Origin of the sequence: Microbispora corallina, assembly GCF_016863035.1 — a bacterium.
Taxonomy (GTDB): Bacteria; Actinomycetota; Actinomycetes; order Streptosporangiales; family Streptosporangiaceae; genus Microbispora; species Microbispora corallina.
This window is the reverse complement of record NZ_BOOC01000018.1, coordinates 109,515-121,313: the sequence shown is the minus strand read 5'-3', so window position 1 is coordinate 121,313 and position 11,799 is coordinate 109,515. Positions and strand designations below refer to the sequence as shown.

General features: G+C 73.2%; 9 protein-coding genes. 4 read left to right on the top strand and 5 right to left on the bottom strand.

Features of this window, described 5'->3' with window-relative positions:
- Positions 1 to 133 precede the first annotated feature (133 nt).
- Both Mco01_RS20040 and Mco01_RS20035 read left to right on the top strand, forming a co-directional pair.
- On the top strand, positions 134 to 1,318 hold the full coding sequence (locus Mco01_RS20040; RefSeq protein ID WP_204058425.1) for an ROK family transcriptional regulator: 1,185 nt from the start codon (positions 134 to 136) through the stop codon (positions 1,316 to 1,318).
- 298 nt (positions 1,319 to 1,616) lie between these two features.
- Positions 1,617 to 3,809 (top strand): discoidin domain-containing protein, encoded by a 2,193-nt coding sequence (locus tag Mco01_RS20035; RefSeq protein WP_204058424.1) that lies wholly within the window; start codon positions 1,617 to 1,619, stop codon positions 3,807 to 3,809.
- A 78-nt stretch (positions 3,810 to 3,887) separates the two neighbouring features.
- Here the strand turns inward: Mco01_RS20035 and Mco01_RS20030 are convergent, their stop codons facing one another.
- A complete protein-coding gene (locus Mco01_RS20030) occupies positions 3,888 to 5,351 on the bottom strand; it encodes an MFS transporter (protein WP_204058423.1) in 1,464 nt (487 codons plus the stop codon).
- A gap of 129 nt (positions 5,352 to 5,480) precedes the next feature.
- On the opposite strand from Mco01_RS20030, the gene Mco01_RS20025 reads away from it, so the two are divergent.
- Positions 5,481 to 5,978, top strand: coding sequence for a MarR family winged helix-turn-helix transcriptional regulator (locus Mco01_RS20025; protein WP_204058422.1), 498 nt, complete (start codon positions 5,481 to 5,483; stop codon positions 5,976 to 5,978).
- Positions 5,979 to 6,071: 93 nt separating this feature from the next.
- Here the strand turns inward: Mco01_RS20025 and Mco01_RS20020 are convergent, their stop codons facing one another.
- From Mco01_RS20020 to Mco01_RS20010, 3 genes are read right to left on the bottom strand one after another with little or no spacing between them, the layout of a single operon-like run.
- Positions 6,072 to 6,974, bottom strand: a complete 903-nt coding sequence (locus Mco01_RS20020) for a sugar phosphate isomerase/epimerase family protein (RefSeq protein ID WP_204058421.1) — start codon at positions 6,972 to 6,974, stop codon at positions 6,072 to 6,074.
- On the bottom strand, positions 6,971 to 8,125 hold the full coding sequence (locus Mco01_RS20015) for a dihydrodipicolinate synthase family protein (RefSeq protein ID WP_204058420.1): 1,155 nt from the start codon (positions 8,123 to 8,125) through the stop codon (positions 6,971 to 6,973). Before Mco01_RS20015 ends, Mco01_RS20020 begins: the two co-directional genes overlap by 4 nt.
- A complete protein-coding gene (locus Mco01_RS20010) occupies positions 8,122 to 9,267 on the bottom strand; it encodes a Gfo/Idh/MocA family protein (RefSeq protein ID WP_239103754.1) in 1,146 nt (381 codons plus the stop codon). The genes Mco01_RS20015 and Mco01_RS20010 overlap by 4 nt, the downstream gene beginning before the upstream one ends.
- A gap of 154 nt (positions 9,268 to 9,421) precedes the next feature.
- Between Mco01_RS20010 and Mco01_RS20005 the strand changes: the two genes are divergently transcribed.
- Positions 9,422 to 10,456, top strand: coding sequence for a LacI family DNA-binding transcriptional regulator (locus tag Mco01_RS20005; RefSeq protein ID WP_204058419.1), 1,035 nt, complete (start codon positions 9,422 to 9,424; stop codon positions 10,454 to 10,456).
- Between the two features lie 9 nt (positions 10,457 to 10,465).
- Here Mco01_RS20005 and Mco01_RS20000 read toward each other — a convergent pair whose 3' ends face one another.
- Complete coding sequence (locus tag Mco01_RS20000; protein ID WP_204058418.1) at positions 10,466 to 11,794, bottom strand: ATP-grasp domain-containing protein; 1,329 nt, start codon at positions 11,792 to 11,794, stop codon at positions 10,466 to 10,468.
- Positions 11,795 to 11,799 lie beyond the last annotated feature (5 nt).

Sequence of the window (11,799 nt, the reverse complement as noted above, 5' to 3'; positions counted from 1 at the left end):
AAAAAAGTGCAGAGGGAGCGCGAAACGCATCGGTAACCGGGGTGTGGCACTCTCTCATGTGGGGGACGGCCCGATCAGGAACTTGTTTCCGGTCCTGAACTAACGCGGCCGGCGACACACGGGGAGGTAGGTCATGGCGAGGCCCGAACGCAGGACGGTACGCGACGTCCGGAGGGGCAACAGGGCCATGCTGCTGCGCGAGCTCTACTTCTCGGGGCCCGCGAGCCGCAACGACCTGACCCGCCTCACCGGGCTGAGCGCGGCCACGGTCAGCACGATGACCGGCGACCTGCTGGGCGACGGCATCGTCGTCGAGGCCGGCCAGGTCGAGTCCGACGGCGGCCGCCCGCGCGTGCTGCTGCGGGTCAACCCCGTGTACGGCTTCGCGATCGGCGTCGACGTGGCCGAGACGCATGTCCGCGTGGGGCTGTTCGACCTGGGGATGACCGAGCTGGCCAAGGTCGACTACGCGCTGCGTCCCGTCCGCCACGACCCCGAGCTGGTCGCCCGGCACGTGCTCGCCGGGATCGACGTCGTGCTCTCCGACGCCGGCGTCGCCCCCGAGCAGGTGCTCGGCGTGGGGGTGGGCGTCCCCGGGATCGTCGAGCCCGGCCTGGACGGCCTCATCCACGCCAAGACGTTCGGCTGGGACGGCGTGCCCCTTGGAGCGCTCCTGCGCGAGGGCACCTCGCTGCCGTTGTTCGTGGACAACGGCGCCAAGGCGATGGGCCAGGCCGAGCTGTGGTTCGGGTCGGGCCGGGGGGCCTCCGACGCGGTGATCGTGCTGCTCGGCACGGGCGTTGGGGCCACGATCGTGGCCGACGGCACCGCGTTCCGCGGGACGAGCAGCAGCGCGGGCGAGTGGGGCCACACGACCATCGTGGCCGGTGGGCGGCCCTGCCGCTGCGGCGCCCGGGGCTGCCTGGAGGCGTACATCGGGGCCGAGGCCATCCTGGAGCGGGCCGGGGCGCCGATCCAGTCGGACTGGCAGGAGGAGCTGGGCCGCCTGCTGGCGGAGCGTTCCCCCGTGATCGACGAGACGGTCGCCTACCTGGGCGTCGGCCTGGCCACCCTGGTGAACCTGCTCAACCCGCAGCGCATCGTCATCGGCGGCTGGGTCGGCACGATGCTCGGCCAGACCCTGCTGCTCGACATCCGCCGGGCCACCGCGGAGAACGCGCTGGCCGAGCCGTACGCCGCGACCTCGATCGTGCTGGGCCGCCTCGGGCCGGACGTCGTCGCGCTGGGCGCGGCCACGCTGGTCCTGGAGGAGTTCCTCAACGCCCCCCAGGTCGCCCGCATCACCGCGGCCGGCTGACGCCGCCTCCGCGCGCCGGCCGTCTCAGGGCGGGCCGGCGCGCCTGACGACGGGTTGACTTCCCCAGGGCGCTCCCGTGTCAGGCCGGGCGGCCGGGACGGCCCAGCTCACGCCGACGACGACCCTCCCCGGAGGCGGGATCCCCGTGCCGGACGGGGATGTCGCGTGTGTCGCCCGCATATTTCTAATTGTGAAACAAGTATTGACATAAGCCTTGAGCCAGACGCACTCTCTTCCCGCTGGGCCTCTTCCAGCCCACCGTCACCCCCCACGACGGGCTCCGTACTCAGGAGGAGTCATGCGTCACTCTCCACGCCCACGGCGCAAACGCCTGGGCCTGATCGTCACCGGCCTCGCCGCGGCCTCCACGTTCGTGGCCGTCGCCGGCGTGTCCGGATCCGCCTACAGCGCGTCCGCCGCGACGTGCGGCACGACGAACGTCGCGCAGGGCCGTCCCTCCTCGGCGTCCTCGACCGAGAACGGCGGCACCCCGGCCTCGGCCGCGTTCGACGGCAGCACCTCGACCCGGTGGTCGAGCGCGTTCAGCGACCCCCAGTGGGTCCAGGTCGACCTCGGCAGCTCCCAGCAGATCTGCAAGGTGGTCCTGAACTGGGAGACCGCCCGCGCGCAGACGTTCAAGATCCAGGTCTCGCCCGACGGCTCGTCCTGGTCGGACGCGACCGCGACGCTCACCGGCGTCAGCGGGACGCAGTCGCTGGACCTGACGGCGACCGGCCGCTATGTCCGCATGTACGGGCTGACCCGCGCCACCCAGTACGGCTACTCGCTCTGGGAGTTCGGGGTCAACGTCGTGACCGACACGGGCGGGGGGACCCTCCCCGGCGGCGGCGACCTCGGGTCGAACGTGAAGGTCTTCGACCCGTCGATGTCGAGCGCGAGCATCCAGAGCACGCTCGACACGATCTTCCAGCAGCAGGAGTCGAACCAGTTCGGCAGCCAGCGGTACGAGCTGCTGTTCAAGCCGGGCACCTACAGCGGCCTCAACGCCCAGATCGGCTTCTACACCTCGATCGCCGGCCTCGGCCAGTCGCCCGACAACGTCACGATCAACGGTGACATCACCGTCGACGCCGGCTGGTTCGGCGGCAACGCCACCCAGAACTTCTGGCGCTCCGCCGAGAACCTGGCCGTCGTCCCCGTGAACGGCACCGACCGCTGGGCCGTCGCCCAGGCCGCGCCGTTCCGCCGGATCCACGTCCGCGGCGGGCTGAACCTCGCCCCGAACGGGTACGGCTGGGCCAGCGGCGGCTACATCGCCGACAGCAAGATCGACGGCACCGTCGGCCCGTACTCCCAGCAGCAGTGGTTCACCCGCGACAGCCAGATCGGCGGCTGGACCAACGGCGTGTGGAACATGGTGTTCTCCGGCGTGGTGGGCGCTCCCGCGCAGAGCTTCCCCAACCCGCCGTACACCACGCTCCCGACCAGCCCGGTGACCCGCGAGAAGCCGTACCTGTACGTGGACTCCGGCGGCGCCTACCGCGTCTTCGTCCCGTCGCTGCGCACCAATTCCAGCGGCGTGACCTGGGCCAACGGGGCCACCCCCGGCTCGTCGATCCCGCTGAGCCAGTTCTACGTGGCCAAGCCGAGCGACAGCGCGGCGACGCTGAACCAGGCGCTGAGCCAGGGCCTGAACCTGCTGTTCACCCCCGGCATCTACCACATCAACCAGACGATCAACGTGACGCGGGCCGACACCGTGGTCCTCGGCCTCGGCTACGCCACGCTGATCCCGGACAACGGCGTCGTCCCGATGAGCGTCGCCGACGTCGACGGCGTCAAGATCGCGAGCCTGCTGTTCGACGCCGGCCCGGTGAACTCGCCGGTGCTGCTGAGGGTCGGTCCCGACGGCGCGACGGCGAGCCACGCGTCCAACCCGCCCTCCATCCAGGACGTGTTCTTCCGGATCGGCGGCGCCGCGGCCGGTCAGGCGACCACCAGCCTGGTCGTGAACAGCAACAACACGCTCATCGACCACATCTGGGCGTGGCGGGCCGACCACGGTGCGGGCGTCGGATGGAACACCAACCCCGCCGACACCGGCCTCATCGTGAACGGCAACAACGTCACGGCGTACGGCCTGTTCGTCGAGCACTACAAGAAGTACGAGGTGGTCTGGAACGGCCAGGGCGGCAAGACCATCTTCCTGCAGAACGAGATGCCGTACGACCCGCCCAACCAGTCGTCGTGGATGAACGGCTCCACCCGCGGCTACGCGGCCTACAAGGTGGGGAGCAACGTCACCAGCCATGAGGCCTGGGGCCTGGGCAGCTACTGCAACTTCACCGCCGACCCCTCGATCGTGGCCGACCACGCCTTCGAGAGCCCGACGGCGTCGGGCGTGAAGTTCCACGACCTGCTCACCGTGTCCCTCGGCGGCAAGGGCACGATCGCCCACGTCATCAACAACACGGGTGGCGCGGCCCAGGGCACCGCCACCACCCCGGTCAACGTCGTCAGCTACCCCTGACCCGACCGGGAACCGGAACCCCGGCGCGCGGCGGAGACACACTCCCGCCGCGCGCCGGCGCGTTTCCCGGACCTCCGCTCAGCGGACCGCGGGGTCCGCGGGCAGTCCGGCAGGCGCCTCCTCGGCCAGGTCGAGGGCCGCGCCGGGGACCGGCCGCGCGCGGCCGGGGATGGCGAGGACGACGAGCGCGGCCAGCACGGCGACGCCGGCGCCGATGACGAGGCCGACGCGGAAGCCGCTCTCCGAGGGGATCGTGACCGGCCCGAGGCGGGTGGTCATGTGCGCCAGGACCACGCCCATCACGGCGCTCGCGGTCGAGGTGCCGATCGAGCGCATCAGGCTGTTCAGGCCGTTGGCCGCGGCGCCCTCCGAGATCGGCGCGGCCGACATGATGAGCGCAGGCATGGCGGCGTACGCGAAGCCGACGCCCGCGCTGATCACGCTCGAGAAGATCAGCACGCCCCAGACGCCGCCCATCAGCGCCAGGCCCAGGGCGTATCCGCAGGCGATCACCAGCGCTCCGACGAACAGCGAGATCTTCGGCCCGCGCGCCCCGGAGAGCCGGGCGGCGAACGGGGACACGGCCATCATCATCAGGCCGGCGGGAGCCATCCAGAGCCCCGCCTGGAGCATCGACTGGCCCAGGCCGTAGCCGGTCACCACGGGCAGCTGCAGGAGCTGCGGGGTCACGAGCGACATCGCGTACATGGCGAAGCCGATCACGACGGAGGCCAGGTTCGTCATCAGGATCGGGCGGCGCGCGCTGGTGCGCAGGTCCACGAGCGGGGCCGGGTGGCGCAGCTCCCACGCGCCCCACAGCAGCAGGACGACGAGGGACGCGACGAACAGGCCGATCGTCCCCCCGCTGCCCCATCCCCAGTCGCCGCCCTTCGAGATCGGCAGCAGCAGGCAGATCAGCCCCGCGGACAGGCCGAGCGCGCCGACGACGTCGAAGCGCCCGCCCGCCCGTACGGACGACTCGGGCACCAGCCAGACGATCAGCGCGGCGGCGATGACCCCGAGGGCGCCGGAGCCCCAGAACAGGGCGTGCCAGTCGGCCTTCTCCGCGACGGCCGCCGACGCGGGCAGGCCGAGGGCGCCGCCGACGCCCAGCGACGAGCTCATGATGGCCATGGCGGAGCCGAGGCGGGCGGGCGGCACCACGTCGCGCATGATGCTGATCCCCAGGGGGATCACGCCCATGCCGAAGCCCTGCAGCGCCCGGCCGACGACCATCGGCGCCAGCGAGTTCGCGGGCGCGCACACCAGCGAGCCGATGACGAGCATCGCCGCGCTCACCAGGAGCAGGCGCCGCTTGCCGTACAGGTCGCCGAGCCGTCCGATCACCGGAGTGGCCACGGCGGCGGCGAGCAGGGTCGCGGTGATGGCCCACGAGGCGTTCGCGGCCGACGTGTGCAGCAACTGGGGGAGGTCGGGGATCAACGGGACGACCAGCGTCTGCATCACGGAGACCGTGATGCCCGCTCCGGCCAGCACGCCCACGATCGCACCGGTGCGGTGCGTCGGGGGAGAAGTGCTCATGATGTCTCCAGTCGGCACTCGGAGTGCCCGCTCGGGGTGACGTGCCCGTGCACGCGGTGTGCAGCATACATATGCTGTGCATCATGCATATTTCGGGGGGCGGGCATCGAGGCAGGGAAGGACGCGGGCATGGAGCGGGAGATCGCGGAGATCGAGCGTGAGCTGAGGCTCATCGGGCGGCATGTGGCCATGGGCGCCTTCTCGGAGACGTGCGACCGGGGCCCGCGCCTGGAGCGCAGCGCCTATCTGCTGCTCAGCAGGATCGAGATCGAGGGCCCGATGTCGATCGGGCAGCTCGCCGAGGCGTTCGGGCTCGACACCTCGACCGTCAACCGCCAGACGGCCGCCCTGCTGCGGGCGGGGACGGCCGAGCGGATCCCCGACCCGGACGGCGGCATGGCGCGCAAGCTGCGCATCACCCCGGAGGGCCTGCGACGCCTGCACGCCGACCGCACCTGGGCGACCGAGGGGCTCGGCGTCGTGCTGGACGACTGGAGCCCGGCCGAGCTGGCCGAGCTGGCCCGCGTGCTCACCCGGTTCAACAGGGCCGTCGAGAGCCGGGAGGGCCGTCCGTGGCCCCGGCCCGGCGTGCCCGAGCCCGCCCCGGACCTGCCCGCCCGCGCCTGATCACATCGCGCGCCCGACCACCCTGCGGATTGATGGCCCCGTGCGTCGACATCCCGGCTCCGAGGCGGCGCGGTGGGGCCCCCGTCGGGCCGCTCACATGGGGGGCACCTCGGTGACGAAACGGCGCTTCATCGTGGCGACCACCTCGTCAGGGTCGGCCGCCCACACGTCGGCGTTGAAGATCTCGACCTCCACGTCCCCGCGGTAGCCGGCGGCCCGGACGGCCGCCGTGAGCGGCCCGAAGTCGATCACGCCGTCCCCCATCATGCCGCGGGCGAGCAGGACGTCCGCGGGCAGCGGCACGAGGAAGTCGCTCACCTGGTAGCTCGCGATCCGGTCGCCCGCCCTGGCGATCTGCGCGAGCACGTCCGGGTCCCACCAGACGTGGAAGGTGTCGACGACCACGCCCACCTGCTCCACGGGGTGCCTGTCCGCCAGGTCGAGGGCCTGGGCCAGGGTGGACAGCACGGCCCGGTCCGCGCAGTACATCGGGTGCAGGGGCTCCAGCGCGAGCCGGACCCCGCGTTCCCCCGCGTAGGGAGCGAGCACGTCCAGCGCCCGGGCCACCCGCTCGCGGGCGAGGGCGAGGTCGCGGCTGAGCCCGCCGCCCGGGGAGCCGCCGGGCACGACCCCCGGCAGGCCGCCGACGACCAGCACGAGGCAGGCGGCGCCGAGGGCGGCGGCCTCGTCCACCGCCGCCCGGTTGTCGTCGAGGTTGCCGTCGTCGCCGGTGAGGAAGCCGCCCCGGCACAGCGACGAGACCCGCAGGCCGGCGTCCGCGACGAGCCGGGCGGCCGCGGCCGGGCCGTGCTCGGCCACCTTCTCCCGCCACAGCCCGATGGACCGGATCCCGTGCCGGACGCAGCCGTCGACGGCCTGCTCCAGCGTCCAGCCCCGGGTCGTCCACTGGTTGAGCGACAGCCGGTCCAGCCGGGGGTCTGCGGGAGCGGGCGTCTCCACGGCGGCCGGGCGGCCGCCGGGCAGAGTGTCGCTCACCCGGTCACCCCCGCCGTCGCGAGCAGCGCGCGCATGCGGGCCGCGGCGAGGTCGGGGTCGGGCAGCAGCCCGGCCCGGTCGGCCAGGCGGAACACCTCGGCCAGATGGGTGATCGACCGGCCGCTCTGCGCGCCGTTCACCATCGCGAACGCGTCCTGGTGCCCGGCGAGCCACGCGAGGAACACGATCCCGGTCTTGTAGTGGTACGTCGGCGTCTCGAAGATCTTCCGGGCCAGCGGGACGGTGGGGGCGAGCACGGCGTCGAAGCGCGCCCGGTCCCCGGCGTCGAGGGCCTGGAACGCGGCGGCCGCGGCGGGTGCGATCGGGTCGAAGACCCCGAGCAGCGCGTGGCTGCCGCCGCCGATCAGCTCGGGGTAGTTGAAGTCGTCGCCCGTGTAGAGGCGGACGCCCTCCGGCAGCCGCTCCCGCAGCCGCACCTCGTGCGCCGCGTCGAGCAGCGACACCTTGACCCCGTCGACGGCTCCGGCGTGCTCGTGCACGAGCGCGAGGAACGTCTCGGTCGCCGCGTCGAGGTCGCGCGACCCCCAGTAGCCCGCGAGCTGGGGGTCGAACATCTCGCCCAGCCAGTGGAGGATCACCGGCCGCGCGGTCTGGGTCAGGAGCCGGTCGTACACCTTGCGGTAGTCCTCCGGCTCGCCGGCGGCCCGGGTGAGCTGACGGCTCGCCATGATGACGACCCCCGCGCCGGCCTCCTGGACGGCCTCGATCTGCTCCAGGTAGCCCGTGACCACCTCCTCCAGGGTGGCCGAGGGCGGCAGGTGGTCGGTGCCGGCCCCGCAGGCCACCAGGTCGGCGGGGTCGCCGAACTCCCGCGCCGCGGCGGCGCTGCGCCGGATCAGCTCGCGGGTCGCCGGCCAGTCGAGCCCCATGTTGCGCTGCGCCGTGTCCATCGCGTCCGCCACCCGCAGCCCGTACGACCAGAGGTGGCGGCGGAAGCGGAGGGTGGCGTCCCAGTCGAGGACGGCCGGGGCGCCGGGGGTGTTGTCCGCGAGCGGGTCGGCCACGACGTGGGCGGCGGCGTAGGCGACGCGGCTCGACGGCGCGGCGGGCGGCGGCGTCCAGGCGGCCGGCTCACCGAGGTGGTGGCGCTCCAGCCGGCCGTCCGGGAGGGGGAGGGTGATCGCGGTCACGGATGGATCTCCGGCACCTCGACGCGCACGCCCCGTGCCGAGGAGCGCAGACCGAGCTCGGCCAGTTGCACGCCCCGGGCGCCGGAGGCGAGGTCGTACGGGAAGGGCGCGTCCTCGACGACGTGGCGGACGAACATCTCCCACTGGGTCTTGAAGCCGTTGTCGAAGTCCGCGTTGTCCGGGACCTCCTGCCACTGCTCCCGGAACGGCTCGGTGGCCGGCAGGTCGGGGTTCCAGACGGGCTTGGGCGTGGAGGCCCGGTGCTGCACCCGGCAGCGGCGCAGCCCGGCCACGGCGCTGCCGTGCGTGCCGTCCACCTGGAACTCCACCAGCTCGTCCCGGTTCACCCGGACGGCCCAGGAGGAGTTGACCTGCGCGATGACGCCGCCCGCCAGCTCGAAGATCGCGTAGGCCGCGTCGTCGGCCGTGACCTTGTACGGCCGGCCCTGCTCGTCCACGCGCTCCGCGATGTGGGTGACCGCCCGCGCCGTCACCGCCTCCACCCTGCCGAACAGGGTCTCCAAGACGTACGCCCAGTGGGGGAACATGTCGAGCACGATCCCGCCGCCGTCCTCGGCGCGGTAGTTCCACGACGGCCGCTGAGCCGGCTGCCAGTCGCCCTCGAACACCCAGTAGCCGAACTCGCCCCGGACCGAGAGGATCCGTCCGAAGAAGCCGCCCTCGACCAGTCGCCGGAGCTTGAGCAGCCCGGGCAGGAACAGCTTGTCCTGGACGACGCCGTTCTTCACGCCGGCGTCGCGCGCGACGCGGGCCAGGGCGATCGCGTCCTCCAGCGTCTCGGCCGTCGGCTTCTCGGTGTAGACGTGCTTGCCCGCCTCGACGGCCCGGGTGACGGCGGCCACCCTCGCCTGGGTGGTCTGGGCGTCGAAGTAGACGTGGACGCCGTCGTCGGCGAGCGCGGCGTCGAGGTCGGTGGTCCAGTCGGGGATGCCGTGCCGGGCCGCGATGTCCTCGAGTTTCGCCGCGTTCCGCCCGACGAGCACGGGCCGCAGCAGGACGCGTCCGCCGTCCGACAGCGTGACCCCGCCCTGCTCGTTGATCGCCAGCACCGATCGGACCAGGTGCTGCCGGTAGCCCATGCGCCCGGTCACGCCGTTCATGGCGACGCCGAGGGTGTGCATCGGATCCCCTCTCGTTTGGGAAAGCGCTTTCCGCTCATGGACCGTACGGCCGGGGGCGTCGCCGCGTCAACCGGCGGTCGCGGGGGCGCGCTCCCGTTCAGGCGGCCGGGCAGGCCATGATGAGGACCATGGGTGCGGGTTCGAGGGCCGGGCGATGACGGAGGCGCGGCGCGGCGCGGCCACGCTCGAGGACGTGGCGCGCGAGGCGGGCGTGTCCCTCGCCACGGCCTCCCGGGCGGTCAACGGCAGCACGCGCAACGTCAGGCCGGAGATCCGCGAGCGGGTCGAGCGGGCGGCCCGCGCGCTCAACTACACGGCGAACGCGCAGGCCCAGGCCATGGCGCGGGGCCGGACCAACGTGGTCGGGCTCGTCGTGCAGGACATCGAGGACCCCTACTTCTCCTCGATCGCGGCCGGCGCCATGCGGGTGGCCGAGGCGAACCGGCTCATCGTCAGCATCGCCAGCACCCAGCGCCGGCCGGACAAGGAGATCGAGTACGTCGCGTCGCTGCGCGGGCTGCGGGCCGCCGCGATCGTCATCGCCGGGTCGCGCACCGACGACCGGGAGGCGCTCGGACGGCTCGGCGAGGAGCTCGCCGCGTTCGAGCGGTCGGGCGGCCGGGTCGCCCTGATCAGCCAGCGGCGGCTGCCGGTGGACACGGTCGTCGTCGCCAACCGGGCGGGCGCCCGCGATCTGGCGGCCCGGCTGGCCGGGCTCGGCTACCGCAGGTTCGGCGTGCTGGCCGGCCCGCCCGGGCTGCTCACCGCGGCCGACCGCCTGGACGGATTCGCCGAGGGGCTGGCCGCGGCCGGCCTGTCCGTGCCGCCGGACGCGGTCGCCCGCGGGGACTTCAACCGCGACGGCGGGCACGCCGCGATGCTCCGCCTGCTCGACCACGGGCCGCGGGTGGAGTGCGTGTTCGCCGTGAACGACGTGATGGCGGTGGGGGCCATCGCCGCGCTGCGGTCGCGCGGGCTCGACCGCGGCGTGGCCGTCGCGGGCTTCGACGACATCGTCACGCTGCGGGACGTCACGCCCGCGCTGACCACGGTCCGGCTGCCCCTGGTCGAGATCGGGGAGGCCGCGCTGCGCATGGTGCTGTCCGAGCCCGCCGCCCGCCCGCGGTCGCGGCGGATCCAGGGCGAGGTCGTCGTGCGGGAGAGCACGCCCGGCGTCCCCTCCCGCTGACGGCCCGTCTCACATCCGCGCGCCGGCGGGCTCGGCGGGCGAGAGCGTGTGCACCCGGACGGCCTGCCGTACGCGCAGCTCGAGCTCGTCGAGCTCGGCCGCCGTGGGCGCGTCGATGAGGAACGACACGGCGCGGTCGTCGGAGCTGTGCAGCGGTCCCAGCAGGTCGCCGGGGTCCTTGGTGACGAGGACGGCGCGCAGGGCGGGCGGGTCCTCGGGGGCGCCCGGCTCGATCTCCGGCCACAGGCCGCCCTCGCCCACCCACTGGGGGACGATCCCCGGCCAGTCCACGGTGACGTCGGCGAGCAGGCCGGGCTCGTGCTCCAGGTAGACCTGCCGGGCGTACCGCCGGGGCGCGGGGTAGTCTGCGGGCTCCCCGAGCGCGATCCGGACGATCGCGGGTTCGAGCGGGACGCCGGTGGCCAGCAGGTAGAGGATCGACAGCCCGTCGCCGGGAGTGCGGGCGGCCACCTCCATCAGGTACGGCCGGCCGGAGGCGGCCACCCGCCACTCGGCGTGCGCGATGCCGTTCCGGAACGCCAGGGCCTCCAGCATCCGCCGGTTGGCGTCGAGGATCACGTCGTCCACGCCCTCGATGTCGTTGGGGACCGAGTGGGCCAGCTCGACGAAGCAGCGGGTGCCCGACTCGGTCGTCTCCTTGCGGGTCACCGAGGCGAAGAAGAGCCGGCCGTCCTGCACCAGGCTCTCCACGGAGAACTCCTGGCCGGCCACCTTCTCCTCGACCAGCACCGTCTCGTGCGGCAGGTACGAGCCGAACTGGGCGCGCAGCTCCGCCGCGTCGGCCACGGTCTCGACCCCCGAGCTGGAGTGCCGGCCGGTGGGCTTCACGACGACCGGGTACCGGACGGCGTCCGCGTCGAACGACTGCCTGCGGGCCGGCGGGACGACCGTGGAGGCCGGGCTGAACTCGGGCAGGTACCACCGCTGGAGGTACTTGCTGCGGCAGGCCCGGGTCGCCCGCAGGCCGGGTGAGGGCAGCCCCAGGGCGTCGGCGAGCAGCCCGGTCGGCTCCACCAGCGTCTCGCCCACGGCGTAGACGCCCCTGATGGCGTAGCGCTCCCGCCAGTCGCGGACGCTCGAGATCACCCCGGCCGTGAACGAGTTCTCCGTGTTGACGTCGCCGTCGACGAACGCGACCTCCGTGATGGCCGAGGCGGGGTGGTCCGGGTCGGCCGTCTGGACCAGCGCCTGCTCGCGCCAGACGGAGGGGGTGACCACGAGGATCGTGAGCCCCCGGCGGGACAGCTCCTGCAGGTAGAGCGGAGCGCGGCAGATCACCAGGAACGAGCCGGTGAGGACGAACGCGTCGGGCTTCATTTCGA